Annotated in this window: 26 protein-coding genes; 11 read left to right on the forward strand and 15 right to left on the reverse strand. The window is 61.6% G+C overall.

The window, feature by feature from the left end:
* Positions 1–46: 46 nt before the first annotated feature.
* The 5 genes from EFQ99_RS09540 to radA form a co-directional block, all read right to left on the reverse strand.
* Positions 47–463 carry a hypothetical protein gene (locus EFQ99_RS09540; protein ID WP_126920775.1) on the reverse strand — a complete coding sequence of 139 codons (417 nt, stop codon included), beginning with the start codon at positions 461–463 and terminating at the stop codon, positions 47–49.
* Between the two features lie 7 nt (positions 464–470).
* Positions 471–1,211 (reverse strand): SDR family NAD(P)-dependent oxidoreductase, encoded by a 741-nt coding sequence (locus EFQ99_RS09545; protein ID WP_126920776.1) that lies wholly within the window; start codon positions 1,209–1,211, stop codon positions 471–473.
* Between the two features lie 79 nt (positions 1,212–1,290).
* Positions 1,291–2,781: an amidophosphoribosyltransferase gene (gene purF, locus EFQ99_RS09550; RefSeq protein WP_126920777.1), complete on the reverse strand. Its 1,491-nt coding sequence runs from the start codon at positions 2,779–2,781 to the stop codon at positions 1,291–1,293.
* Positions 2,782–2,931: 150 nt separating this feature from the next.
* Positions 2,932–3,549, reverse strand: coding sequence for a CvpA family protein (locus EFQ99_RS09555; RefSeq protein WP_126920778.1), 618 nt, complete (start codon positions 3,547–3,549; stop codon positions 2,932–2,934).
* A gap of 90 nt (positions 3,550–3,639) precedes the next feature.
* Entirely contained in the window at positions 3,640–5,040 is a 1,401-nt protein-coding gene (gene radA, locus EFQ99_RS09560; protein WP_126920779.1) for a DNA repair protein RadA, read from the reverse strand.
* 164 nt (positions 5,041–5,204) lie between these two features.
* Between radA and EFQ99_RS09565 the strand changes: the two genes are divergently transcribed.
* Positions 5,205–5,840, forward strand: a complete 636-nt coding sequence (locus EFQ99_RS09565) for a LysE family translocator (RefSeq protein WP_126920780.1) — start codon at positions 5,205–5,207, stop codon at positions 5,838–5,840.
* A gap of 9 nt (positions 5,841–5,849) precedes the next feature.
* On the opposite strand, the gene alr is transcribed toward EFQ99_RS09565, so the two are convergent.
* Positions 5,850–7,013 (reverse strand): alanine racemase, encoded by a 1,164-nt coding sequence (alr, locus tag EFQ99_RS09570; RefSeq protein WP_126920781.1) that lies wholly within the window; start codon positions 7,011–7,013, stop codon positions 5,850–5,852.
* 180 nt (positions 7,014–7,193) lie between these two features.
* Between alr and EFQ99_RS09575 the strand changes: the two genes are divergently transcribed.
* The 3 genes from EFQ99_RS09575 (at position 7,194) to EFQ99_RS09585 (ending at position 9,086) form a co-directional block, all read left to right on the forward strand.
* Positions 7,194–8,015, forward strand: a complete 822-nt coding sequence (locus EFQ99_RS09575) for an AraC family transcriptional regulator (protein WP_126920782.1) — start codon at positions 7,194–7,196, stop codon at positions 8,013–8,015.
* 67 nt (positions 8,016–8,082) lie between these two features.
* Positions 8,083–8,787, forward strand: a complete 705-nt coding sequence (locus tag EFQ99_RS09580; protein WP_126920783.1) for an AzlC family ABC transporter permease — start codon at positions 8,083–8,085, stop codon at positions 8,785–8,787.
* On the forward strand, positions 8,784–9,086 hold the full coding sequence (locus EFQ99_RS09585; protein WP_126920784.1) for an AzlD family protein: 303 nt from the start codon (positions 8,784–8,786) through the stop codon (positions 9,084–9,086). Before EFQ99_RS09580 ends, EFQ99_RS09585 begins: the two co-directional genes overlap by 4 nt.
* Before the next feature lie 24 nt (positions 9,087–9,110).
* Here EFQ99_RS09585 and EFQ99_RS09590 read toward each other — a convergent pair whose 3' ends face one another.
* The 7 genes from EFQ99_RS09590 to EFQ99_RS09620 all read right to left on the reverse strand — a co-directional run bounded on the left by EFQ99_RS09590 (position 9,111) and on the right by EFQ99_RS09620 (position 16,011).
* Complete coding sequence (locus EFQ99_RS09590) at positions 9,111–10,607, reverse strand: replicative DNA helicase (protein WP_126920785.1); 1,497 nt, start codon at positions 10,605–10,607, stop codon at positions 9,111–9,113.
* A gap of 373 nt (positions 10,608–10,980) precedes the next feature.
* Entirely contained in the window at positions 10,981–11,559 is a 579-nt protein-coding gene (gene rplI / locus EFQ99_RS09595; protein ID WP_126920786.1) for a 50S ribosomal protein L9, read from the reverse strand.
* A gap of 21 nt (positions 11,560–11,580) precedes the next feature.
* A complete protein-coding gene (locus EFQ99_RS09600) occupies positions 11,581–12,567 on the reverse strand; it encodes a DUF2232 domain-containing protein (protein WP_126920787.1) in 987 nt (328 codons plus the stop codon).
* A gap of 156 nt (positions 12,568–12,723) precedes the next feature.
* Positions 12,724–12,972, reverse strand: a complete 249-nt coding sequence (rpsR, locus tag EFQ99_RS09605; protein WP_125846826.1) for a 30S ribosomal protein S18 — start codon at positions 12,970–12,972, stop codon at positions 12,724–12,726.
* A 14-nt stretch (positions 12,973–12,986) separates the two neighbouring features.
* Complete coding sequence (gene rpsF, locus EFQ99_RS09610) at positions 12,987–13,451, reverse strand: 30S ribosomal protein S6 (protein WP_126920788.1); 465 nt, start codon at positions 13,449–13,451, stop codon at positions 12,987–12,989.
* Between the two features lie 316 nt (positions 13,452–13,767).
* Complete coding sequence (locus EFQ99_RS09615; RefSeq protein WP_126920789.1) at positions 13,768–14,811, reverse strand: aldo/keto reductase; 1,044 nt, start codon at positions 14,809–14,811, stop codon at positions 13,768–13,770.
* A 63-nt stretch (positions 14,812–14,874) separates the two neighbouring features.
* On the reverse strand, positions 14,875–16,011 hold the full coding sequence (locus tag EFQ99_RS09620; protein WP_126920790.1) for a hypothetical protein: 1,137 nt from the start codon (positions 16,009–16,011) through the stop codon (positions 14,875–14,877).
* Between the two features lie 188 nt (positions 16,012–16,199).
* On the opposite strand from EFQ99_RS09620, the gene fabD reads away from it, so the two are divergent.
* From fabD to gmk, 7 genes are all read left to right on the forward strand, one after another.
* Positions 16,200–17,144 carry an ACP S-malonyltransferase gene (gene fabD / locus EFQ99_RS09625; protein WP_126920791.1) on the forward strand — a complete coding sequence of 315 codons (945 nt, stop codon included), beginning with the start codon at positions 16,200–16,202 and terminating at the stop codon, positions 17,142–17,144.
* 31 nt (positions 17,145–17,175) lie between these two features.
* A complete protein-coding gene (gene fabG / locus EFQ99_RS09630; RefSeq protein WP_008522356.1) occupies positions 17,176–17,913 on the forward strand; it encodes a 3-oxoacyl-[acyl-carrier-protein] reductase in 738 nt (245 codons plus the stop codon).
* 287 nt (positions 17,914–18,200) lie between these two features.
* Entirely contained in the window at positions 18,201–18,437 is a 237-nt protein-coding gene (locus tag EFQ99_RS09635; RefSeq protein ID WP_003547058.1) for an acyl carrier protein, read from the forward strand.
* A 93-nt stretch (positions 18,438–18,530) separates the two neighbouring features.
* Positions 18,531–19,790, forward strand: coding sequence for a beta-ketoacyl-ACP synthase II (fabF, locus tag EFQ99_RS09640; RefSeq protein ID WP_126920792.1), 1,260 nt, complete (start codon positions 18,531–18,533; stop codon positions 19,788–19,790).
* Between the two features lie 161 nt (positions 19,791–19,951).
* Positions 19,952–21,169, forward strand: a complete 1,218-nt coding sequence (gene mltG, locus EFQ99_RS09645; protein ID WP_126920793.1) for an endolytic transglycosylase MltG — start codon at positions 19,952–19,954, stop codon at positions 21,167–21,169.
* A 19-nt stretch (positions 21,170–21,188) separates the two neighbouring features.
* Positions 21,189–22,076 carry a YicC/YloC family endoribonuclease gene (locus tag EFQ99_RS09650; protein ID WP_126920794.1) on the forward strand — a complete coding sequence of 296 codons (888 nt, stop codon included), beginning with the start codon at positions 21,189–21,191 and terminating at the stop codon, positions 22,074–22,076.
* Between the two features lie 3 nt (positions 22,077–22,079).
* Positions 22,080–22,742 (forward strand): guanylate kinase, encoded by a 663-nt coding sequence (gmk, locus tag EFQ99_RS09655; protein WP_126920795.1) that lies wholly within the window; start codon positions 22,080–22,082, stop codon positions 22,740–22,742.
* On the opposite strand, the gene rsmA is transcribed toward gmk, so the two are convergent.
* Positions 22,739–23,566 (reverse strand): 16S rRNA (adenine(1518)-N(6)/adenine(1519)-N(6))-dimethyltransferase RsmA, encoded by an 828-nt coding sequence (gene rsmA, locus EFQ99_RS09660; protein ID WP_126920796.1) that lies wholly within the window; start codon positions 23,564–23,566, stop codon positions 22,739–22,741. The two genes, gmk and rsmA, sit on opposite strands and share 4 nt — an antisense overlap.
* A complete protein-coding gene (pdxA, locus tag EFQ99_RS09665; RefSeq protein WP_126920797.1) occupies positions 23,566–24,594 on the reverse strand; it encodes a 4-hydroxythreonine-4-phosphate dehydrogenase PdxA in 1,029 nt (342 codons plus the stop codon). Before pdxA ends, rsmA begins: the two co-directional genes overlap by 1 nt.
* Between the last annotated feature and the right edge of the window lie 3 nt (positions 24,595–24,597).

The following is a 24,597-nucleotide window of genomic DNA, read 5'->3' on the forward strand; positions in this document are numbered from 1 at the left end:
AAGCGATCCGAAGCAGCGAATTAGCTCCGGTGACACAGTCAAGACTTCATCGGTTGTTCAGGTCTTGGCTCTCCGAGAAAACCGGTTGAGAGCGCAATTTTTGAGTAAAGCCGGTTGATGAAAAAGAGATAACACCTTTATCCAACTCAACCTCATAATTCCAGACGAACAGTTTGCCGCTTGGAGTAGGGCGCACTTTTTTCCGCGTAATGTCCGATATGATCGTTGGAAAAGTGTTTTCAGGCTGGATCGAGATCTTGAAATCGGAGACGTGGTGAAACGTGAGGTCGCATTCGGAGACCCAAAAGCCGACGAAACGCTCTTCTCGTCTTTCCAATTTGAAAATGTAATCGATATCGATTTTGAATTCGAAATTCTCGGTGGGAAGCGAAATTGAATAGAGACGGCAATCATGCCAGCCCATCACATCAAAATCGGCGTCTGCCCAAACTTCCTTTTCCACCAAGGCATCATCCCGGCAGCCGGTAATCAACCAGCTTGTTTTCGCGCACGACGAACAACTTGCCCGTCTCGGTCACACCGGGCCCGAGAAAGGGCAGGATCGCCTTCGCGACCTCGGAAGGATGCGGCAGGCTCATCGGATCTTCGCCGGGAACCGCCTGCGCGCGCATGGCCGTACGCGTGGCGCCCGGATCGACGCTCGTGATGCGCAGCGGCGTCGATTGCGTCTCGCCGGCCCAAGTGCGTGCCAGCGCCTCGACGGCGGCCTTGGAGGCGGAATAGGCGCCCCAGAAGGGACGGCACTTGTGAGCCGCGCCCGAGGACATGATGACGGCGCGGCCGGCATCCGAGCGTGTCAGCAGCGGGTCGACCGAACGGATCAGCCGCCATGTCGCGGTGACGTTGATGTTCATGACCTTTTCGAAGACTTTCGCTTCGATATGGCCGATCGGGGAGATGACGCCGAGCACGCCGGCATTGGCGACGAGGATGTCGAGCTTGCCCCAGCGCTCGAAGATCGAGCCGCCGAGCGCATCGATCGCATTCATGTCGGCGAGATCGAACGGGACAAGCGTGGCAGAGCCGCCGACGGCCTTGATGGCATCATCGAGGTCTTCCAGGCCGCCGACGGTGCGGGCGCAGGCAATCACATGCGCGCCGGCCTTGGCGAGTTCGAGGGCCGTGAAATAGCCGATGCCGCGCGATGCGCCGGTGACCAGCGCGATCTTGCCTTCAAGATTGATGTTCATCTGCCCCGGTCCCGGATGTGCTTGAAAAGGTAAGGGGCGCAATAAGCGCCCCTGATAGGAAAGTCAAAGTGGAAGCGGCTCAGCCGTTGCTGGCAAGCATGGAAATCTTGTTGCCCATGGACTCGCCGTTTTTGTCGAGCAGGCGGGTCGGATAGTCACCGGTGAAATAGTGGTCGGTGAACTGCGGACGGGCCGGATTGCGGTCCTCGCCGCCGACGGCGCGGTAGAGGCCGTTGATCGATAGGAACGCCAGCGAATCCGCGCCGATATATTTGGCCATGGCTTCGACATCGGCATACTGATTTGCGAGCAGCTTGTCGGCATCGGGCGTATCGATGCCGTAGAAGTCAGGGAAGAAGATCATTGGGCTGGCGACACGGATGTGTACTTCCTTGGCACCGGCCTCGCGGATCATCTGCACAATCTTGAGAGAGGTCGTGCCGCGCACGATGGAATCGTCGACCAGCACCACGCGTTTGCCTTCGATCATCGCCCGGTTGGCGGAGTGCTTCAACTTCACGCCGAAGGCGCGGATCTGCTGCGTCGGCTCGATGAAGGTGCGGCCGACATAGTGGTTGCGGATGATGCCGTACTCGAAGGGAATGCCGCTTTCCTGTGCGTAGCCGAGAGCCGCGGGCGTGCCGCCATCCGGCACCGGCACGACCACGTCGGCGTCGACGGGCGATTCCTTGGCAAGGTTCATGCCCATGCTCTTGCGCGTCGTATAGACGTTGCGGCCGCCGACGACCGAATCCGGCCGGGCGAAATAGACATATTCGAACAGGCAGAGGCGCTCCGGCTGCGGCTTGCTCGGCTTGCGCGCGTCGATGCTGATCGAGCCGTCGGGCTGGATTTCGCAGATGACGACTTCGCCGTTTTCCACATCGCGGATGAACTTGGCGCCGATGATATCGAGCGCGCAAGTTTCCGAGCAGAAGATCGGCTTGCCGTCGAGTTCGCCCATGACGAGCGGGCGGATGCCTGTGGGGTCACGCGCGGCAATCAGCTTGGTGCGCGTCATCGCGAGCATCGAATAGCCGCCTTCCATCTGGCGGATGGCGTCGATGAAGCGATCGGAGGTAGAAGCATGGCGGGAACGGGCGATGAGGTGGAGGACCACTTCGGTATCGGAGGTCGACTGACAGATGGCGCCGGTCGCGATGATCTGGCGGCGCAGCGTCAGGCCGTTGGTGAAGTTGCCGTTGTGGGCAATGGCGATGCCGCCTTCCTCAAGTTCGGCAAAGAGCGGCTGAACGTTGCGCATCGCCACTTCGCCTGTCGTCGAGTAGCGCGTATGGCCGATCGACATGCTGCCGGGCAGGCGGGCGAGGGTCATCGGATTGGTATAGTGGTCGCCGACAAGGCCCATATGGCGCTCTTGATAGAAGCGCTTACCGTCGAAGGAGACAATGCCCGCCGCTTCCTGCCCGCGATGCTGCAGGGCATGCAGGCCAAGCGCCGTCAGGGCCGCGGCATCAGGGTGTCCCAGAATTCCGAAAACACCGCATTCTTCATGCAGCGTATCTCCGTCGAGCGGATCGTCGGTCGGGATGGCATGGGACTGGTTCATTTCTGCGGGCCTCTGCTCTCACAAGAATGGATCGGCATTTCCAGAAATAACTGAAGCCCGGCAGAGCTGGAATGCCCGGCCGGACCCCTCATTTCACGTCCCGCTCAAATGGCAATTGCCTCAAGGCGGGTCAAGCTCTTGAACACTGTGTCAATTCGCCGGCTGCTGTGCAGGCGCAGTCGGTGCGTCTTCCGCCGGAGCCTGGTCGCCCGTCGGCGGATTGGTACCTTCAGCGCCCTGTGCCGGCGGCTGAAGCTTATCACGGATGCTCGCCGGTATCATCTGGGCAAATTGTTCCGGCAGAACCGATTTCAGCTTCACGACCATCGAATCCAGGAAGGGTTTCGACTTCGCGTTGTTGACCCAGGCGGGACGGTGGTCGACATCGACCAGCCAGTTCCAGAAGGCGACGGCAACGACCAGCAGCAGCACGCCGCGCGCTGCCCCGAACAGGAAGCCGAGCGTGCGATCGAGCGCGCCAACGCGGCTGTCGATGATGAAATCGGCGATCTTCATGGTGATGAAGGAGATGACGATGAGCGCGATCAGGAAGACGACCGCTGCCGAACCGACGATCGCGATGCGGTCGTCATCGGTGTATTTCTTCGCGTAGGGCAGCAGGTACGGATAGAGGTAATAGGCAGCCGCCGCCGAACCGCCCCAGCTTGCGATCGAGAGGATCTCGCGCGAGAAGCCGCGGACCATCGCCAGCACGGCGGAGAAGAGCACGACGCCGATGACAATACCGTCGAAAATCGTAATGGGCATGTAATTTCAACTCCAGGACTGCCGCTTGGCGGCCGTGTCGTGCCTTATCGTGTGCCTCCTATATCATCACCAATCTTGGCAATGAAAGGATCAAACCTCGTCTTCCACACGCAGCGCTCCCTTCGACCCGGCGATGCGCGCGACCAGATCCGGCAGGCTTTCGACCTCGCTCCAGCGTCCGCCTGAGCCCTTCGGCAGTTCGGCGGAGGCAGATGGAAGCAGCGCTGCCGAAAACCCCAGCTTCTCGGCTTCCTTGAGGCGCTGGGCGGTGTGCGCAACCGGCCGGATGGCGCCCGACAGGCTGACTTCGCCGAAATAGACGCAATCGGCAGGAAGGGCAATACCGGCAAGCGAGGAAACGAGCGCTGAAGCGACGGCGAGATCGGCCGCCGGTTCGGAGATGCGATAACCGCCGGCGATATTGAGATAGACGTCGTGCTGGCCGAGCCTGACGCCGCAATGGGCTTCCAGCACCGCCAGGATCATCGACAACCGGGCAGAATCCCAACCGACCACGGCGCGCCGCGGTGTGCCGAGCGAGGTCGGCGCCACCAGCGCCTGTACTTCGACGAGCACGGGACGCGTACCCTCCATGCCGGCAAAGACCGCGGCACCCGGCGATTTCTCGTTGCGCTCGCCGAGGAAGAGTTCCGAGGGGTTGGCGACTTCGCGCAAGCCCTTGTCGGACATTTCGAAGACGCCGATCTCGTCGGTCGGGCCGAAACGGTTCTTGACGGTGCGCAGGATGCGGTAGTGATGGCCGCGATCACCCTCGAAATAGAGCACGGCGTCGACCATGTGCTCGACGACGCGCGGGCCGGCAATCTGCCCGTCCTTGGTCACGTGGCCAACGAGAACCATGGCGGCGCCGGTCTGCTTGGCGAAACGGATCATCGACTGCACGCCGGTGCGCACTTGCGTCACCGTTCCCGGCGCGGATTCGGCAAGTTCGCTCCATAAGGTCTGAATGGAATCGATGATGACGAGGTCCGGCCGCTTGCCTTCAGCGAGCGTCGCCAGAATATCCTCGACATTGGTTTCGGCCGCCAGCATCACGTCGGTATCGGCCGCGGCAAGGCGCTGCGCCCGCAGCCGAACCTGGGCAACGGCTTCTTCGCCGGAGACGTAGATGATCTTATGGCCGCGCCGCGCAAGGGCGGCGGCAGCCTGCATCAGCAGCGTTGATTTGCCGATGCCGGGATCGCCGCCGATCAGCACTGCCGATCCACGCACGAAGCCGCCGCCGAGCGCCCGGTCGAGTTCCGACATGGCGGTGTGGATGCGCGGCGCCTCCTCGATTTCGCCCGACAGCGCCGTCAGCGCCACCGGCCGGCCCTTCTTCGGCGTCTTGCCTGGGCCGGAGCCGATCCCACCCATCGGGTCTTCCTCGACGATGGTGTTCCATTCGCCGCAGTTCTCGCATTTTCCGGCCCAGCGGTTATGAACCGTGCCGCAATTCTGGCAGATGAATTGTGTCCTCGCCTTCGCCATCAATTACTCTTTCAGTCCGGGTTCCCGAGGCAAGCAGATACCCCGCTTCATCGAATCATTGTCGTGCTTGAGATAATGGCTATCGCGACGGATCAAAACTAATGATTTCCCCATCAGCGCGCCCGTGCCTATCTTTTGCCTCTGCACATCCGGAACGGTGGAAGATGTTCGATTATTCGCTCGCGCACTGGCTTGCATTTCTGTCTGCGGCGGTTTTGCTTAACCTCTCGCCCGGCCCCGATATCGCGTTCATCCTCGGTCACACGATGAAAAGCGGAAAACGTGCCGGTTTTTCCGCACTGTTCGGCGTCTGGTCCGGCGCGTGCCTGCATGTGCTGATGGCGGCACTCGGCCTTTCCGCCGTGCTTGCCGCTTCTGCCGTCGCCTTCTCCACGGTCAAATGGATCGGCGCCGCCTATCTCGTCTGGCTCGGCATCCAGGCATTGCGCGCCAGCGGCGGGAATGGCCTGATAAAGGCTGCGGGTGAAGAAATGCCGGTCGTAAGGATCTACCGGCAAGGAATTCTGGTGTCGCTACTCAATCCGAAGGTGGCGATATTCTTCCTGGCCTTCCTGCCGCAATTCGTCGTCGAAAGAGCAGGGCCGGCATGGGGCCAGCTGATGCTGCATGGCGGGCTCATCATCGTTGTCGCCGCCTTCATCGAACCGCCGCTCGTCCTTCTCGGAGGGCGCCTTGCCGATGCACTCAGGCACAATCAAAAAGTCGGGTTATGGCTCGACCGCGGCCTCGGCGCGCTTTTCGTCGCGCTCGGTATCCGGCTTGCACTCAGCAGCCGCTGAGAAGCGCGCTTATTCCTCAGCGACATAGCGTCGCTCATGACGAAGCCCCATGCTGGTCAGGATCTCGTATCCGATCGTGCCCGCTGCCCGCGCCACGTCGTCCACGGGCACGTTCTTTCCGAACAGCTCGACATAATCCCCGGCGCGCACCGCATTCTCAGGCAGGTCGGTGATATCGAAAATCGTCAGGTCCATGGTGATCCGGCCCGCGATCGGCACTTTTTGCCCGGCGATGAAGCCTTGCCCGCCTTGCGGCACTGCCTGGCGCAGCGGCACGCCGCCGCTCGACTGGCTGCGCATGTAACCGTCGGCATACCCGGCAGAGGCGATCGCCAGCCGGCTCTCACGGCGAAGCTGCAGCGCCCGCCCGTAGCCGACCGTCTCGCCGGCCTGGACGGTGCGCACCTGGATGATGCGTGCTTCGGCGGTTGCGACCGGCCGCATCGGGTTCGCTAGGTCATTGACCGCCTCGCCGCCATAAAGCGCGATGCCGGGACGGGTCAGGTCGAAGTGATAATCCTCGCCGAGAAAGATGCCGGCCGAGGCGGCAAGACTTGCATCGATGCCTTCATAGGCGGCGCTAACCCTGCGGAATGATTCGAGCTGCCGCTTGTTCATCGTATGAGCAGGATCGTCGCCGCAGGCGAGGTGGCTCATGACGAGCACAGGCGCAAAACTCGCCGGCCGCGAGACGTCGTCGGCAAGCGCGATCGCATCGTTCATGCCGAGCCCCAGCCGGTTGAAGCCGGTATCGACATGCAGCGCGCAAGGGTAATCACCATAATCGGCAAGCACTGCCATCCAGAAGGCGAGCTGTTCGTCAGAGGAAATCACCGGCACCAGGTCGTTCTCGAAGAAGCGCCGCTCGGTGCCGGGCCATATGCCTGAGAGCACGAAGATACGCGCTTCGGGCGCGTAGAGGCGAAGTGTTACACCCTCGTCGACTGTCGCGACGAAGAAATCGCGGGCACCTGCCATATAAAGCGCTTCGCCGGCATCCTCGATTCCCATGCCGTAAGCATCCGCCTTGACGACTGCCGAGGCGCGCGCAGCACCGGAGCGGCGCGCCATGTCGCGCCAGTTCTCGGTCAGTGCCGTCAGGTCGACGGTCAGCCGCAGACCTGCGGAAGCGAAAAGGTCGTCGTCTTCGAAGGGGATGGGAAAATCTGTCATGAATCGCCATGCATAAAGAGAAGCCAAGTCACTTCAGACACTTTAGAGAGCATTATGGCAAAGAGAAAGTGCAGTACGTTCTTCCCCTTGGCGGTGATCACTTTTGTTCAAGACGCGAGCTGGCTGTCGCGCTAATCTGGACGGATGCAAAATGTTTCGCAAAAAGAAGCGGCGGAAGCCATGCCGCTTGCCAAGGTGGAATCGGCCCGCTTCTGGCGCGACAGCCGCTTCCTCGGCATGGAGTGCCTGAGCGCCAGCTTCCTGACGCATGAATATGCGCCACATGCCCACGACACATTCAGCATCGGCGCGATCGAAAGCGGCACCCAGATCGCCACGCTGGGCGGCAGGCGGGAGGAGACCGGCCCGGGCGACCTTTACCTGATCGATCCCGGCGTCATTCACGACGGCGCTCCCGGCGGTGAGGGCTATCGCTACCGCATGATCTATCCGGATACGCAGCTGTTCATCGACATTCTGGAGGATGTAACGGGCAAGGCCTTCCACGCGACGCCCTCTTTCTCCAAGGCGCTTCCGCGCGATCCGCAGCTCGCGAAAGCCTTTCATGCCGCGCACCGCGTGCTCGAAAGCGGTGCGGGCGCGCTGGAATCGGATGAAAACATGTTCTCGGTGCTTGCCGCGATTTTCGCGCGTTACGGCAGCACGATCGTCCTGCCGGTCGATACGCAGGAACGCAACGCCGTTGCCCGAGCCCGCGAATATCTCATCGAGAATTTTGCCAGCGATGTCGGCTTGGAGGAACTGGCGGGCGTGGCGAGGCTGAGCCGCGCGCATCTGATCCGTGCTTTCCGAAGAGAATATCACATCACGCCGCACGCCTTCCTGACGGACCGGCGAATCCAGATGGCCCGCCGGTTGTTGCGGGAAGGCCGCATGTCGGCCGATGTCGCCCTCGAATGCGGTTTTGCCGATCAGGCGCATTTCACCCGCCACTTCAAGGCACGCACCGGCGTCACCCCCGGCCAGTTCCGCAACGGCTGATCACTTTCGTTCAATACAGCCCTTGCAGGCTCGGCTACCTCTCAGCGATCTTGATGAGGAGGTTGCCATGTTGCAGCAAAGCCGGCCGGCCGGCGAATTTTTTGCCGGAATGCGCGCCATTTTTCCGCTGATCGTCGCCGTTTTCCCGATCGGCCTCGTCTTCGGTGCCGTCTCGGCCACGAAGGGGCTATCGGCTCTGGAAACGACGCTGATGAGTGCGCTTGTCTTTGCCGGCGGCTCGCAGTTCGTGGCGATGGATATCTGGACGCATCCGACAAGCTGGATCGGCATCGGCTTTGCCGCATTGCTCGTCAATATCCGCCACGTGCTGATGAGCGCCTCGATCGGCACGAAGATGCAGTCCTTTTCCTGCATCAAACGCTATGTCGCTATGCTGTTCCTTGCCGACGAGCTCTGGGCGATGGCGGAATTTCGTGCCGGCAGCACACGGCTCACACCCGCTTGGTATGCCGGCATCGTCGCGCCTTTCTATCTCACCTGGGTCGGATCGTCGCTCGCCGGTGCGCTGCTCGGCGCCTTTCTTGGCGATCCCTCGCTGATCGGGCTCGATTTCGCTTTTCCGGCCGTCTTCGTCGTGCTGGTCATGGGTTTCTGGAAAGGCCCGGAAACCGGCGCCGTGCTTGCCGCAAGCGCAATTGCGGCCGTCGCGGTTCACCACTTCGTACCTGGGGTCTGGTATATCGCTGCTGGCGCACTGGCCGGGCTGGCGACGGCGCTCTGGAAAGTCAGGACGAAGGAGCAGGCGGCATGACGCTTGATATCAATACCCTGCTCGCCATCCTCGCGATGACCGTTGCAACGGTTTTCACCCGCATCAGCGGCCTCGCGCTGATCCGCTATATCGACATGGACGAGCGCCGCAGAACGGCGATCGAGGCCATTCCGCCGGCCGTGCTAATGGCCGTCATTGCGCCCACCGCTTTTGCGACCGGCTGGGCCGAGGCGCTGGCATGTGCGGCAACGGCGGTGGCCGCACGCCACTTGCCGATGCTGGCCAGCATCGTCGTCGGCGTTGCAACGGTGGCTTTGCTCCGGGCCGCGGGCCTCTGACGGAAGTTGACGCGGAAGCCCGCGTCAATGTTCCTCATACTGCGTAAAGGAGGGATCGGCGAGATCGGCAAACCGCGTGAATTCCGCCTGGAAGGCGAGCTTCACCGTGCCTGTCGGTCCGTGGCGCTGCTTGGCGATGATGACGTCCGCCGTGCCCTTCACTTTGTCGAACAGCGCTTCCCATTCCGGATATTTCGGATCGTGAGGATCGCGCGGCTCCTGGTTCTTGATGTAATATTCCTCGCGGAACACGAAGAGCACGACGTCGGCGTCCTGTTCGATCGAACCGGATTCGCGAAGGTCGGAAAGCTGCGGCCGCTTGTCGTCACGGCTTTCGACCTGACGCGACAGCTGCGACAGTGCGATGATCGGAACGTTGAGCTCCTTGCCTAGCGCCTTCAGGCCGGTGGTGATCTGGGTGATTTCCTGGACGCGGTTGTCGCTTGACTTGCCTGAGCCGGTCATCAGCTGCACGTAGTCGACGACAAGCACGTCGAGGCCGCGCTGGCGCTTGAGGCGGCGCGCGCGTGCCGAAAGCTGGGCGATCGAGATGCCGCCCGTCTGGTCGATATAAAGCGGTACCTTCTGCATCATCATCGAGCAGGCGACGAGCTTTTCGAAATCGGCATCGTTGATGTCACCGCGGCGGATCTTCGAGGAGGAGACTTCCGTCTGCTCGGAGATGATACGGGTCGCGAGCTGTTCGGACGACATTTCGAGTGAGTAGAAGCCGACGACGCCGCCGTTCTTCGCCTTCATGCTGCCGTCAGACTGGACTTCGCCTTCATAGGCGGCGGCGATATTATAGGCGATGTTTGTGGCAAGCGAGGTCTTGCCCATGCCGGGGCGTCCTGCCAGCACGATCAAGTCCGAACGCTGCAACCCGCCCATCTTGGAATCCAGCGAATGGATGCCGGTGGAGATGCCGGAAAGGCCGCCGTCACGTTCCTTGGCGACGGCTGCCATGTCGATCGCCAGTGCGACGGCATCGTTGAAGGACTGGAAGCCGCCGTCGTAACGGCCGTTTTCAGCGAGTTCGAAGAGGCGACGTTCAGTATCCTCGATCTGCGACTGCGGCGGCATGTCGAGCGGCGCGTCATAAGCGATGTTGACGACATCCTCGCCGATTGTGATTAGCGCGCGGCGCAGCGCCAGGTCGTAGATCGCCCGGCCGTAATCCTCGGCATTGATGACGGTGACGGCATTGCTGACGAGGCTCGCCAGATATTGCGAAACGGTCATGTCGCCGACCTTCTCGTCGGCCTTCAGGAAGGTCTTGATCGTCACCGGATTGGCGATCTTGCCCATGCGGATGATATCGCCGGCGACCTCGAAGATCTTCCGATGCAGCGGTTCGTAGAGATGGATGGGCTTCAGGAAGTCCGACACCCGGTAATAGGCGTCGTTGTTCATGAGGATGGCACCCAGAAGCGCCTGCTCGGCTTCGATATTGTTGGGTGCTTCGCGATAGTGCTGCTCCGACGGAGCAACGGCTGCAATCTTTCGAGCGGCGTCGTTCATTATCATCCGTTCTGTCTTTTTCCAAATCCGGATTTGCAATTCCGGATGGAGAAAATCAAGGGCCTGTGAAAGCAGCGACGGTTCGCTTTGCCTAAATCCTGAACGCTGTGCCCATTGTTCGACTTCTCCACAGTCCAAAGCGAGACAAAGGAGAAATACCCGGAGTGTCACCCACAGGACACGGTACGGAGCCGACTCAGCTCATTCGTTCCGGAGTAGATCATGTTACCGCGATGACATCGGGCACGCAGCAAAAACATCCGGACAATCCCCCGTTAAAAGGTGACCCGTTCGCTGCATGAACACCGGGCGGAAAAAGAAAAAGCCCGGCGCGATGGCCGGGCTTTCCTGTCGCGGATGACTCCAGCGAGAATTATGCTTCGTCTTCGTCGATGCCGTCGGCTTCCGGATCGAAGAAATCTTCCGGACGCAGTGCGTCTTCGTCGACGCCGTAGATCGCGTCGACCGAGGTGAGCTCTTCGCCCTTGGCCTGGCGCTCTGCTTCTTCGGCGGAACGGGCAACGTTCAGCTCGACGTTGATTTCGACTTCGGCATGCAGCTGCAGCTCGACCTTGTGCAGGCCGATCGACTTGATCGGCGTGTTGAGGTGAACCTGGTTGCGGCCGATGTTGAAGCCTTCGGCGGCCAGAATCTCGACGACGTCACGGGCAGCGACCGAGCCGTAGAGCTGGCCGGTTTCGCCGGCGGAACGCACGACGATGAAGGACTTGCCGTCGAGAACGTCGGCGACCTTCTGGGCTTCCGACTTGCGCTCGAGGTTGCGGGCTTCGAGCGTCGCGCGCTCGGCTTCGAAGCGGGTCTTGTTGGCGGCGTTGGCGCGCAGCGCCTTGCCGAGCGGCAGCAGGTAGTTACGGGCAAAGCCGTCGCGAACCTTTACGGTTTCGCCCATCTGGCCGAGCTTGGAGATGCGTTCGAGAAGGATGACTTCCATTTTCTTTTCCTTTCTTGTGTCTCAGATTTTCGTATCGGATTGTTTGGGGGCATCAGCATCTTTCGTCGGGGTCAGCGCGATCGCCTTGCGCGTATCGCTGAGCCCCAGGACGAGGATGAGGAGAACTGGCAAGAGCATGAGCATCGAGGCCAGGTAGCAGAGGATAAGGGCCGGTATGCGCCAATCCTTCCCGCGCGTGCGGAAATGCAGCGAGGCGAAGCCGGAGAGCATGAAACCGGCGCCGAAGGTGCCGATCACGGTGGCGCCGACCAGTGCCGGAACGCCGCCGAAGAAGCAGGCGGCGAGCCCGGCCAGAAAGATGAAGATCGAATTGCGGTTCATGCGCAGCGACGAAGGAATATCCTCGCGCGGGCGCAGGCCCCGGCCGGATGCTGCGACGATGCGCACGGCGAAATAATAGGCGGCAAACAGCATGCTGACCCACATGCCGCCCTGCACGGCGGGCAGCATCAGCAGGATCAGCGACTTGGTCTGCGCGGTCGCCGCCGGATCGGGCATGAATTCCGGCTGCTGCTGTTTGACCGAGGCGATCAGCAGATCGACGATCGGGTCGGTGATCTCCGGCCCGTAGCCGATGATGACACCGATGACGATGACCGCGATCGTCACGAGACCACAGAGATGCAGCAGGATATCGGAGAGCGGATACCAGGCAAGCAGATGGTCGGGACCGCCGAGTTCGGAGGCGGGACGCGCGAGATTGGCGAGATGGCTGAGCCAGCCGGCCGGCAGCAGCGTCACCAGCGTCATGATCAGCGCGAAGGAGGGCGAGATCAAGATCGCACCCAGCGTCGCGGCGGTGACGACGGCCGAAACCGCGGCGGCATTGCCCCATCCGAGTCCGACGATCAGGATCGGCAGGGCCGAAGCCGTATAGAGAAGCGCGCTGAAAAACGACGGCTGCACGCTCGCGCCCAGCACCAGCAGGGCGGCGGTCAATCCGGCGAGTGCGCCGATCAGCAGCGTTCTAAGGTTCGGTCGTTTCAAGGTCGCTGTCCTGCTTCATCAAGCAGTTAGAGGATGTTGCTGAATCGAATTCAGAAACGTCTCAACATGGGTTTTAAGAGTTCCGATCCACGCCCATCGCGGAAGGGAGAAGGGAAGGCACGAATGCCTTCCCTCAAGTCTGGTCTCGTCCGCCGATTAGGCGACGACGTAGGGCAGCAGGCCGAGGAAACGGGCGCGCTTGATCGCCTGGGCGAGTTCGCGCTGCTTCTTCTGGGAAACGGCCGTGATGCGAGACGGAACGATCTTGCCGCGCTCGGAAATGTAGCGCTGCAGCAGACGTACGTCCTTGTAGTCGATCCGCGGTGCGTTTGCGCCGGAGAACGGGCAGGTCTTGCGGCGGCGATGGAACGGGCGGCGGACCGGAGCGGAGGAAGTTTCAGCCATATCTCAGATCTCCCTTATACACGGTCTTCGCGCGGACGGCGCGGACGGTCTTCACGGTCGCCGAAGCCGCCTTCGCGCGGCGGACGCGGGCCGCGGTCGCCGAAGTCGCGGCGCGGGCCGCGGTCGCCACCTTCGCGCGGGCCGCGGTCGTCGCGGTCGCGCTTCTGCATCATGGCAGACGGGCCTTCTTCATGCTTCTCGACGGCGATCGTCATGTAGCGAAGAACGTCTTCGCTGATGCGCATCTGGCGTTCCATTTCCTGGATCGCAGCAGCCGGTGCATCGATGTCCATCAGGGCGTAGTGTGCCTTGCGGTTCTTCTTGATGCGGTAGGTGAGGGACTTGAGGCCCCAGTTCTCGATACGCCCGACCTTACCGCCGTTAGCTTCGATCACACCCTTGTACTGTTCTACGAGGGCATCGACCTGCTGAGCGGAAATATCCTGCCGGGCAAGGAATACATGTTCATAAAGAGCCATGACAGCTTTGCCTTTCTTGCGTTTGGTTCAACCCGATATTCGGCGGCTAAGCCTCAACGACTGCTCCTGATTGGGTTGACCCAGGCAAGAAAAGCGTTTCCGAGACGGTCGAGAGCGGAGACACGGGAGGCTGGAACGCTTCCGTTCCGAACGATTTCCGAGAGGAAACCGGCCCTCCGTTCAGCCACCAGCCAGAAGACCGGGTTAACGAACAGCGCGGCTTATACGGATTTTTGCGCGAAAGGCAAGTGCAATCGGACTTTCGAGCCCGACGCAGGCCGACGGCCGGCATCGGGCAGGTGCAAAGGGAGTGTGATCAAAGCGGAAGCGGATACTGCCGATGGACCTTGGCGACCTCAGCCAGGACCTCATCCGAAAGCGTCAGGTCGGCCGCGCCGATATCGACCTTCAGCTGCTCCATCGAGGTCGCGCCAATGATCACTGACGCCATGAAGGGCCGCGACAGGCAGAAGGCGAGCGCCATCGCCGCTGGGGCGAGGCCATATCTGGCTGCGATCTCCAGATAGGCTTTGGTGGCCGGCTCCTGCAGCGGCTGCAGGCGCCCGCCGATGTCGTGGTTGATCGAACCGCGCGACCCCTTCGGCCTGACGCCATCGACATATTTACCAGTCAGGATGCCGCCGGCGAGCGGCGAATAGGCAAGCAGTCCGACATCCTCGTGATGCGAGAGCTCGGCAAGGTCGAGGTCGAAGTGGCGGTAGAGCAGATTGTATTCGTTCTGGACGCTGGCAACGCGTGGCAAACCCGTCTGTTCGGAGAGCGTCAGATATTTCTGGATGCCCCAGGTGGTTTCGTTGGAAAGGCCGATCGCGCGGATCTTGCCTTCCTTCACCAGCGCGCCGAGTGTTTCCAGGATGTCGAGCATGTTGGCGACGGCTTTGTCGCGATCCTGGGTGAAGGGGTTGTAGCTCCAGTTCTGGCGGAAGTGAAAATGGCCGCGGTTCGGCCAGTGGACCTGATAGAGGTCGACATAATCCGTCTTTAGCCGCGTCAGGCTGGCCTCCAGCGCCAGGCGGATGTTCTTTGCGTCAGCCCCTTCGCCGCCGCGCAGATAATCACGGCCGCGGCCGGCGACCTTGGTGGCGAGCACGATATCCCCACGCTTGCCTGATTTGTTGAACCAACTGCCGATATAGTCTTCGGTCCAGCCCTGCGTTTCGGCCGAAACCGGCGTGGTGGGATAAATTTCGGCGGTATCGAAGAAATTGACGCCCTTTTCGACGGCGTAATCCATCTGCGCATGGGCGTCGGTTTCGCTATTCTGCGAACCCCAGGTCATGGTGCCAAGGCAGATTTCTGAAACGGAAATTTCGGTGCGGCCTAGTCGGTTATACTTCATAAATTCAATCCGTGATGAAGAATGTGGGAGGTGAAGGGCAGTCGCCTGCCCGGGGCGGCTTCGTCATTCCGGTGTATTATAAGGCATGACCAGATTGGTCCCGCCAGTATCGAGGAAGCCCCAGTAAGACCCGTTCGCATGGCGCAAACGATCCGGCTTGAAGGGGACAGGGTTGCCGTTGTGCCAGGTGCTTTCAAGCTCCGGGCGGAGGATATCGGCCCAGAAGTCGACGCTGAGAAATGCGTGATAGACGCCGGTATAGACCAGGGCTTCCCGGCTTGTCTCAGGCGCGTCCGTCGCTTCAGGAAGATAGCGGAAATGCTCAGGAATAAGCCTCGTTACGGGTAGCCCGAAGAAAGACGCTTCATCGAGGGTTCCCGAACTCAGGCCGACGACATGCTGGAGGGTTTCGTCGCATAGAAGCGCGTACATATCGATATTGCTGCCGACGCGTGCGATATCATGACGATCGAGAAGCGCCACCAGCGACGGGCCTATGTGAGGTGAGAAAGGATGCGGGCGAAAGGCGATGGAACCTGCCTTGGCAAGCGCCGCTATGCTATCCTCGTAATCCTGCAATGTAACAATGCGCCCGTCATCGATGAGCGAGGCGTCGAAGGGGGTCTGGCCGACGATCAGCGTGTTGTAGGATGGCCCTTTTTCTCCGAAAGCGCTCCGCCGGATCGCCGTTGCCCTGTGCAATCCGACATGGAAATCCACCTCTTGGCTCGATAGGGCGTATGAACTTATCGCTGCGGATATCTCGCTCCGGTTGGATGAAAAGCCGAAGAAAATATCATCGAGAAAACGCAGGGGATGCCAGCGCAGGTCAACAAACGGTATGTCCAGCCGGCTGAGGATTTTCTGCAGCAGAGGGGCGATCTCGAAACCGATCACCAATGCATTTTCGACATGGGGAAGGAAGAAAGCGCAAAGCTCGTCCGTCGCGTCGGCATGGAAAATCGCCGCCCAGCCCGCCCCGTTGGCTTCCAGCCTGCACATATCATAGACCGCTTTGCCGTCGAATGATGAAGTGTCGTCCCATTCCAATATGCTGACCGGCAGACGGGTCGCCGCTGATACCTGCGGCTTCAGCAGTGCAGCGAAGAAAGCGGTGTTGGTCGCGAACCCCTTGCGTGATGTTTCCTTTCCCGTGACGCGCAACAGGTCCGAGGTTACGAGGATACGCTTGGGTTTCATTTGACTTTCAAGCTCTTTGTGCTAACCCGAGCGCCGAAATTTCGGCCTGCGGGCGTGCGCCTTCATGCGGAGGCGCACCATAGCAAGGCATTTAAATATTTCCAGATGGCCGAAACGATAATCGCTTTTGAAAGACCACCGGAAAGCCGTCGCCCACGGGGATGACGAATGACAGCGATGGAGTTGATATGAGCATAGCTTTCACGTTTCCCGGTCAGGGCAGTCAGGCCGTCGGCATGGGCAAGGATCTCGCCGAGAATTTCGCGGAAGCTCGCGCGGTTTTCGAAGAGGTTGACGAGGCACTCGGTGAAAAGCTCTCGGATGTCATGTTCAACGGTCCCGAGGACACGCTGACCCTGACGGCAAACGCTCAGCCGGCGCTGATGGCCGTCTCGCTCGCCGTTATCCGCGTTCTTGAGGCCAAGGGACTGGATCTGAAGTCCAAGGTCGCCTATGTCGCCGGCCATTCGCTCGGCGAATATTCCGCACTTTGCGCCGCCGGCACCTTTTCGCTCGCCGATACCGCGCGGCTGCTGCGCATTCGCGGCAATGCCATGCAGGCGGCCGTTCCCGTCGGCGTCGGCGCCATGGCCGCGATCATCGGCCTCGAACATGCCGATGTCGTCGCCGTCTGCGAGGAGGCGGCCACCACAGGCGCCTGCCAGATCGCCAACGACAATGGCGGTGGCCAGATCGTGATTTCAGGCGAGAAGGCGGCCGTCGAAAAGGCTGCCGGTCTTGCGACCGACAAGGGCGCCAAGCGCGCCATTCTGCTGCCGGTTTCCGCTCCCTTCCATTCCAAGCTGATGGCCCCTGCCGCCGACGCGATGCGCGAGGCGCTGGCCGGCGTAAAGAAGGCCGATCCGGTCGTGCCTGTCATCGCCAACGTCCGTGCGGCCCCGGTCACCAATGCCGAGGAGATCGCTGCGCTTCTCGTCGAGCAGGTCACCGGTCAGGTCCGCTGGCGTGAGACGGTGGAATGGTTTGCCGGAAATGGCGTTGCGACGCTTTATGAACTCGGCTCCGGCAAGGTCCTGACCGGCCTAGCCCGCCGCATCGACAAGACAATCAACGGCATCTCCGTCAACGGTCCGGCGGATATCGACGCGGCCATCGCCGCCCTCATGGCTTGATTGACATCACCAGACAATAAGGAACGTTTCCATGTTCGATCTTTCCGGCCGCAAGGCACTCGTGACAGGCGCATCGGGCGGCATCGGCGAGGAAATCGCCCGCCTTCTCCATAAGCAGGGCGCCATCGTCGGCCTGCACGGCACTCGCGTCGAGAAGCTGGAAGCGCTGGCGGCCGAACTTGGCGAGCGCGTGAAGATCTTCCCGGCGAACCTCTCCGACCGTGATGAGGTCAAGGCTCTCGGCCAGAAGGCCGAAGCCGATCTCGAAGGCGTCGACATCCTCGTCAACAATGCTGGCATCACCAAGGACGGCCTCTTCGTGCGCATGAGCGACGAGGACTGGGACGCCGTCCTCGAAGTGAACCTGACGGCGACCTTCCGCCTGACGCGCGAGTTGACGCATCCGATGATGCGCCGCCGCTATGGCCGCATCATCAACATCACCTCCGTCGTCGGCGTCACCGGCAATCCGGGTCAGGCCAATTATTGCGCTTCCAAAGCCGGCATGATCGGCTTCACGAAGTCGCTTGCGCAGGAGATCGCCACCCGCAACGTGACGGTCAATTGCGTGGCGCCGGGTTTCATCGAAAGCGCCATGACCGGCAAGCTGAACGACAAGCAGAAGGAAGCGATCATGGGGGCGATCCCGATGAGGCGCATGGGCACGGGCGGCGAGGTCGCTTCGGCCGTCGCCTATCTTGCGTCCTCCGAGGCTGCCTATATGACCGGCCAGACGCTGCACGTAAACGGTGGCATGGCGATGATCTGAAACGACAAACTGTTGGCATGGGAATAATTTCCGTCAATAGCATGTTGAGCAATCACGAACCGTTGATTTTCTGGCTTTGCGGCAGACATAAAGCATGTTAAGCGGGCCATGACTGTGAACAGTCATCCCGAGAAAGCAGACGGACCGGCGGGCTTTTCGCAAGCCTGGGACATCTCTGAAGCCGGGTAAACGAGTTTGCCGAGGATGTCTGAAAACATCGCAGGCTGAAACAGGGTAGGGGTGCCGTAGCGGCATTCTGATCAGGACATAAGGTCGAGGAAACCGACATGAGCGATATCGCAGAACGCGTAAAGAAAATTGTTATTGATCATCTTGGCGTCGATGCCGACAAGGTCGTCGAGAGCGCCAGCTTTATCGACGATCTGGGCGCTGACTCGCTCGACACGGTCGAACTTGTCATGGCTTTCGAAGAAGAATTCGGCGTTGAAATTCCTGACGACGCTGCCGACTCGATCCTGACGGTCGGCGATGCAGTGAAGTTTATTGAGAAGGCCCAGGCCTGATCCAATGCATTTGAGAAAGGGCGGGCCTAGAGTCCGCCCTTTTCTTATTGGCATATTTCTCCATAGAACATAAGAGACGGGGGAAAGCACGCGATGAGACGTGTCGTCATCACCGGTACCGGCATGGTATCACCCTTGGGATGCGGAACAGAGGTGACGTGGTCCCGGTTGCTTGCCGGCCAGAACGGCGCTCGTCTGGTCACCGAATTCGAGGTTGACGACCTTCCCGCCAAGATCGCCTGCCGTATCCCCATCGGCGACGGTGCCGAGGGCACTTTCAACGTCGATGATTGGATGGAGCCGAAGGAGCAGCGCAAGGTCGACCCCTTCATCATCTACGGAATGGCCGCCGCCGACATGGCCCTTGCCGATGCCGGCTGGCATCCCGAAACCGATGAGGACCAGATCGCCACCGGCGTACTGATCGGCTCCGGCATCGGCGGCATCGAAGGCATCGTCGAGGCAGGGTACACCCTGCGCGACAAGGGCCCGCGCCGCATCTCCCCCTTCTTCATTCCCGGCCGCCTGATCAACCTCGTTTCCGGCCAGGTCTCGATCCGCCACAAGTTGCGCGGACCCAATCATTCGGTCGTCACCGCCTGTTCGACGGGCGCGCATGCGATCGGCGATGCCGCGCGGCTGATCGCGCTTGGTGACGCCGACGTCATGGTCGCCGGCGGTACGGAATCCCCGGTCAGCCGCATTTCGCTGGCAGGCTTTGCTGCTTGCAAGGCGCTGTCGACCCAGCACAACGACGACCCGCAGAAGGCTTCACGCCCCTATGACCGCGACCGCGACGGCTTCGTCATGGGCGAGGGTGCCGGCATCGTCGTGCTCGAGGAGCTCGAACATGCCAAGGCGCGCGGCGCCAGGATCTATGCCGAAATCGTCGGCTACGGCCTGTCGGGCGATGCCTATCACATCACTGCGCCGTCCGAAGACGGCGAAGGCGCCGGCCGCTGCATGGCGATGGCGCTGAAGCGCGCCGGGCTGACGCCGGCCGATATCGACTACATCAATGCCCACGGCACCTCGACCATGGCCGACACGATCGAACTCGGCGCCGTCGAGCGGTTGGTCGGCAACGCGGCGTCGAAAATCTCCATGTCCTCGACCAAATCGGCGACGGGTCACCTTCTCGGCGCCGCCGGCGCCATCGAGGCGATCTTCGCCACGCTCGCCATCCGCGACAACATCGCGCCGCCGACGCTCAATCTCGACAATCCCGAACGCGAGACGGCGATCGATCTTGTTCCGCACAAGGCTCGTGAACGAGAAATCAATGTGGCGCTGTCCAACTCGTTCGGATTCGGCGGCACGAACGCATCGCTCGTGCTGCGCCGCTACGCGTAACAGAACCCTGCACGCGGCGTAACAGAACCTGTATGCGGCATGGCAGGGCAGGCGTGCGAAAGCGCGGTGGGCGACCGGCGTTATTGAACGGCGGCAGACCTGCTTTTGCCGCATTGCTTCGCGAAATAGCGAAGTGAGGGCCAAGTTTTAGAGGATTGCCGGTGAGCGATACGACGAACCAGAGCAACGATGCGCAAGGGCAGAAGGGACCGATCATCCCGAAGTCGCCGAGCGAGGCCCTGCGTCCGGAGCGCGTTCCGGAGCCGCCGAAGCGGTCCAAGAAGGCCCGCAGCCAGGTCATTCTCTTCCTGAACTTCATCATGACGATGGCGGTCGCGGTCTGCATCGTCGCCATCATCGCCTTCTACTACGCCACATCGACCTATAAGAGCCCGGGTCCGCTGCAGACCAATACCAATTTCATCGTTCGCAATGGCGCTGGCCTGGCGGAGATCGCCTCGAATCTCGAGCGCAACGCCATCATCAGCGATGGCCGCATCTTCCGCTACCTCACGGCGACGCATCTTTCGGCTGGCGAGAGCCTGAAGGCCGGCGAATACGAGATCAAGGCGAGAGCCTCCATGAACGACATCATGGAGCTTCTGAAGTCGGGCAAATCAATTCTCTACTCCGTTTCCTTTCCCGAGGGACTGACTGTCCGCCAGATGTTCAACCGCATGCTCGAGGATCCGGTCCTGGAAGGCGATCTGCCGGCTGCACTCCCGGCCGAGGGCAGCCTGCGCCCCGATACCTACAAATTCTCGCGCGGCACCAAGCGCTCCGAGATCATCGAGCAGATGGCTGCGGCACAGCAGAAACTCGTCGATCAGATCTGGGACAAGCGCGACTCCTCGCTGCCACTGCGATCCAAGGAAGATTTCGTCGCACTTGCCTCGATCGTCGAAAAGGAAACCGGCGTTGCCGATGAGCGCGCCCATGTCGCCTCCGTCTTCCTCAACCGGCTCGGCAAAGGCATGCGCCTGCAGTCCGACCCGACGATTATCTACGGTCTCTTCGGCGGCGACGGCAAACCGGCCGACCGGCCAATCTACCAGTCCGACCTGAAGCGGGATACGCCTTACAACACCTACGTCATCAAGGGCCTGCCGCCGACGCCGATCGCCAATCCCGGCAAGGATGCGCTGGAAGCGGTCGCCAATCCCTGGAAGACGCAGGATCTCTATTTCGTCGCCGACGGCACGGGTGGCCATGTTTTCGCCGCCACGCTCGAGGAGCACAACGCCAACGTCAAGCGCTGGCGCAAGCTCGAGGCGGACAAGGGCTCGGATCCGAACATCGCGGTCGACGGCCAGCCTGAAGAACAGCCGGCGGATAATGGCGCGACTGCCGTGCCGCCGAAGAAAAAGAAGATCAACTGATATATTGCGGGAGGCTCGCATGGCTTTGCAGTCCATGACCGGTTTTGCACGGCGCGAGGGAACGAGTGGCCGCTGGCGCTGGGCATGGGAATTGCGATCGGTCAACGGCAAGGGTCTCGATCTGCGCCTACGCCTGCCGCCAGGCCTCGAACGCATGGAGGCGGAGGTCCGCCGCCTTGCGGGCGAAAGCTTCAGCCGCGGCAACCTGCAGGCATCGCTCTCCGTCACCGCCGATGAGAACCGCTTCGAAGCGGTGCTGAACAGGCAGGCGCTCGCCGCAGTGCTTGCCATGCGCGAGCAATTGGACGGGGTGATCGATCCGGCGCCGTTGAAGCTCGATACGCTGCTTCTGGTGCGCGGCATCGTGGAATTTCGCGAAGGCGAGGATAGCGAAGAGGCGCTCGCCGGGCGTGATGCTGATATCGCCGTCGGTCTGCTGGCCGCCCTTTCCGATCTCAAGGCGATGCGCGAACAGGAGGGGGCAGCACTTTCCCGCATTCTTCTCGATCATGTCACGACGATCGAAGGGCTGACGCGGACGATCGACATCGATCCTTCACGTTCCCTGCAGGAGATCGCCGCGCGTCTTGCCGCACAAGTCGCCTTGCTGATGGACGGCATGGCCGCGCTCGACCGCGACAGGCTGCACGCCGAAGCCGCGCTGCTGGCGACCAAGGCGGATCTGCGCGAGGAAATCGATCGTCTGAAGGCGCATATCGCCGCAGCGCGTGATCTCTTGGTGAAAGGTGGTCCAGCCGGCCGCCGGTTGGACTTCCTTGCACAGGAATTTAACCGCGAATCGAATACCATCTGCTCGAAGTCGAATGCCTCCGCGGTCACTGCCGCCGGCATCGAGTTGAAAGTCGTCATCGACCAGTTCCGCGAGCAGGTCCAGAATTTGGAGTAGGACATGAAACCGGCGAAAACTTCGCCCGTGCAGATCGCCCGCCGCGGTCTGATGCTTGTCATTTCGTCGCCGTCAGGCGCCGGCAAGTCCACCATCGCACGCACGCTTCTGGAGACCGACAAGCATATCGGCCTTTCCGTCAGCGTCACCACGCGCCAGCGCCGCCCGAGCGAGGTCGAAGCTGTGCACTACCACTTCAAGAGTGTGCGCGAGTTCGAGCGGCTGCGCGATAGCGACGCGCTGCTCGAATGGGCCGAGGTGCATGGCAATTTCTACGGCACGCCGCGCGAGCCGGTCGAGCAGGCCATGGCCGAGGGCCGCGACATGCTCTTCGATATCGATTGGCAGGGCGCCCAGCAACTGCAGGAGAAGATGTCGGCCGATGTGGTCTCGATCTTCGTGCTGCCGCCGACCATGACCGAGCTCCAGTCGCGGCTTCATCGCCGTGCCGAGGATTCCGAAGAGGTCATCCAGACGCGTCTCGCCAACAGCCGCGCCGAGATCGCCCACTGGCGCGAATACGACTATGTCATCGTAAACGACGATCTCAACACTGCCTTCGACGCGGTTCAGTCGATCGTCAAGGCCGAACGCCTGCGGCGCGACCGCCGCCATGGCATGTTCGATTTCGTCCGCGAACTGCTGGAAGAGACGCCGAACCTTTAAAGGCTGTTTGCGAGAAGGCAGAATTCCTCGACCGACAGGGTCTCCGCCCGGCGCGCCGGATCAATCCCGGCTTTGACGAGCAGGTTTTCGCCGCCGAGCGGCTTCAGGCTCTGGCGCAGCATCTTGCGACGCTGGCCAAAGGCGGCCTGCGTTACCCTCTCCAGATTGGCGACAGAGCAGGGGATGGGATTTTCGCGAGGTGTTAAATGCACGACCGTGGAGGTCACCTTCGGCGGCGGCGTAAACGCTTGCGGCGGCACGTCGAAGGCCATGCGTGCCTGCGTCCGCCAGCCGCACAGTACGCCGAGACGGCCATAGTGGTCGTCGTTTTCGCCAGCGACGATACGCTCGCCGACTTCCTTCTGGAACATCAGCGTCAGCGACTGCCAGAACGGTGGCCAGGCCTTCGGCAGAAGCCAGTTGACCAGCAGCTGCGTGCCGACATTGTAGGGCAGGTTGGCGATGATCTTGACCGGGCCTTCCGGCGCCAGTGCCTCGAAATCGGTCTTTAGCGCATCGCCTTCGATTACTTCCAATCGGCCCGGATAGTGATCGGCGATTTCGGCTAGCGCCGGCAGGCAGCGCGTATCCCGCTCGATGGCGATGACCTTCCTGGCGCCGAGCGCCAGGATTGCACGCGTCAACCCGCCGGGGCCGGGGCCGACCTCGATGACGGTCGCCTCTTCGAGCGATCCGGCCGTGCGGGCGATCTTCTGCGTGAGGTTGAGGTCGAGCAGGAAGTTCTGGCCGAGCGCCTTGCGCGCGTCGAGGCCGTGACGTTGGATGACGTCGCGAAGCGGTGGCAGGCCATCGAGTGCTGCCATCAGCGGCGGCTTTCCATGCTGCGGCCGAGCTGGGCTGCAAGCTTCAGCGCCGCAACGAGGCTCTGCTCGCGCGCCAGTCCCTTGCCGGCAATGCCGAAAGCGGTGCCGTGATCCGGCGAGGTGCGCACGAAGGGAAGCCCAAGCGTGACGTTGACGCTATCGTCGAAACCGAGGGTCTTGGCCGGGATCAGCGCCTGATCGTGATACATGCAGATGGCGACGTCATAGCGCGCCCGCGCCTCGTCATGAAACATCGTGTCGGCGGGCAGGGGGCCGATCGCATCGATGCCCTCGTCGCGCAGGCGCTCGATCGCCGGGCGGATGATGGCCTCATCCTCCTTGCCCATGGCCCCGCCTTCGCCGGCATGCGGGTTGAGGCCGGCAACGGCGAGCCGCGGCGCCTCGATGCCGAAACGGCGCCTCAGGTCTTCGTGGGCGATCCGGCAGGTTTCCATGATCAGTCCGCCCGTCAGCGCCTGCGGCACATCCCGGACGGGAATGTGGATGGTGACCGGGATGGCCCTGAGCTTCGGGCCCGCCAGCATCATCACAGGCGTAACTGGCTTGCCGGTCGCCCTGGTGGCGAGATCGGCGAGAAATTCAGTATGGCCGGGAAAGCGGAAACCGGCATCGTAGAGCACGGCCTTGGAGATCGGATTGGTAACGACCGCGAGCACCTCGCCGCCGATCACCAGCGACACGGCTCGTTCGATCGCCGCGATCGTGCCTTTCGCCGTCGCCTCGTGCGGCTCGCCGGCCACCACCTCGATGCCTGCGGGCACCGGCATGACGGGCAGGGCGTCCGCAAACAAGCCGGCCGCCTCGCTGGCTCTGTCCGTTTCGCGGATCGAAACAGCGAGATTGAGCTGGCGGGCTCTCAACGCCAGCACATTGGGATCACCGATCAGGAAGAAAGGCGGCAGCCCGAGTTCGCGCCGCCGCAGCCAGGCCATCAAGGTAATATCCGGCCCGATGCCGGCGGGGTCGCCCTGGCTCAGTGCAAGCGGTCGCAAAAAGGGTATCGCCATTGT

The organism is Rhizobium vallis, assembly GCF_003985155.1.
In the GTDB taxonomy this organism is placed as follows: domain Bacteria; phylum Pseudomonadota; class Alphaproteobacteria; order Rhizobiales; family Rhizobiaceae; genus Rhizobium; species Rhizobium vallis.

What these genes read in the sequence shown, in the direction of transcription:
- EFQ99_RS09545 (WP_126920776.1), bottom strand. Translation starts at nt 1,211, where the DNA reads ATGAACATCAATCTTGAAGGCAAGATCGCGCTGGTCACCGGCGCATCG.
- purF (WP_126920777.1), bottom strand. Translation starts at nt 2,781, where the DNA reads ATGAACCAGTCCCATGCCATCCCGACCGACGATCCGCTCGACGGAGAT.
- EFQ99_RS09555 (WP_126920778.1), bottom strand. Translation starts at nt 3,549, where the DNA reads ATGCCCATTACGATTTTCGACGGTATTGTCATCGGCGTCGTGCTCTTC.
- radA (WP_126920779.1), bottom strand. Translation starts at nt 5,040, where the DNA reads ATGGCGAAGGCGAGGACACAATTCATCTGCCAGAATTGCGGCACGGTT.
- EFQ99_RS09565 (WP_126920780.1), top strand. Translation starts at nt 5,205, where the DNA reads ATGTTCGATTATTCGCTCGCGCACTGGCTTGCATTTCTGTCTGCGGCG.
- alr (WP_126920781.1), bottom strand. Translation starts at nt 7,013, where the DNA reads ATGACAGATTTTCCCATCCCCTTCGAAGACGACGACCTTTTCGCTTCC.
- EFQ99_RS09575 (WP_126920782.1), top strand. Translation starts at nt 7,194, where the DNA reads ATGCCGCTTGCCAAGGTGGAATCGGCCCGCTTCTGGCGCGACAGCCGC.
- EFQ99_RS09580 (WP_126920783.1), top strand. Translation starts at nt 8,083, where the DNA reads ATGTTGCAGCAAAGCCGGCCGGCCGGCGAATTTTTTGCCGGAATGCGC.
- EFQ99_RS09585 (WP_126920784.1), top strand. Translation starts at nt 8,784, where the DNA reads ATGACGCTTGATATCAATACCCTGCTCGCCATCCTCGCGATGACCGTT.
- EFQ99_RS09590 (WP_126920785.1), bottom strand. Translation starts at nt 10,607, where the DNA reads ATGAACGACGCCGCTCGAAAGATTGCAGCCGTTGCTCCGTCGGAGCAG.
- rplI (WP_126920786.1), bottom strand. Translation starts at nt 11,559, where the DNA reads ATGGAAGTCATCCTTCTCGAACGCATCTCCAAGCTCGGCCAGATGGGC.
- rpsR (WP_125846826.1), bottom strand. Translation starts at nt 12,972, where the DNA reads ATGGCTGAAACTTCCTCCGCTCCGGTCCGCCGCCCGTTCCATCGCCGC.
- rpsF (WP_126920788.1), bottom strand. Translation starts at nt 13,451, where the DNA reads ATGGCTCTTTATGAACATGTATTCCTTGCCCGGCAGGATATTTCCGCT.
- EFQ99_RS09615 (WP_126920789.1), bottom strand. Translation starts at nt 14,811, where the DNA reads ATGAAGTATAACCGACTAGGCCGCACCGAAATTTCCGTTTCAGAAATC.
- EFQ99_RS09620 (WP_126920790.1), bottom strand. Translation starts at nt 16,011, where the DNA reads ATGAAACCCAAGCGTATCCTCGTAACCTCGGACCTGTTGCGCGTCACG.
- fabD (WP_126920791.1), top strand. Translation starts at nt 16,200, where the DNA reads ATGAGCATAGCTTTCACGTTTCCCGGTCAGGGCAGTCAGGCCGTCGGC.
- fabG (WP_008522356.1), top strand. Translation starts at nt 17,176, where the DNA reads ATGTTCGATCTTTCCGGCCGCAAGGCACTCGTGACAGGCGCATCGGGC.
- EFQ99_RS09635 (WP_003547058.1), top strand. Translation starts at nt 18,201, where the DNA reads ATGAGCGATATCGCAGAACGCGTAAAGAAAATTGTTATTGATCATCTT.
- fabF (WP_126920792.1), top strand. Translation starts at nt 18,531, where the DNA reads ATGAGACGTGTCGTCATCACCGGTACCGGCATGGTATCACCCTTGGGA.
- EFQ99_RS09650 (WP_126920794.1), top strand. Translation starts at nt 21,189, where the DNA reads ATGGCTTTGCAGTCCATGACCGGTTTTGCACGGCGCGAGGGAACGAGT.
- gmk (WP_126920795.1), top strand. Translation starts at nt 22,080, where the DNA reads ATGAAACCGGCGAAAACTTCGCCCGTGCAGATCGCCCGCCGCGGTCTG.
- rsmA (WP_126920796.1), bottom strand. Translation starts at nt 23,566, where the DNA reads ATGGCAGCACTCGATGGCCTGCCACCGCTTCGCGACGTCATCCAACGT.
- pdxA (WP_126920797.1), bottom strand. Translation starts at nt 24,594, where the DNA reads ATGGCGATACCCTTTTTGCGACCGCTTGCACTGAGCCAGGGCGACCCC.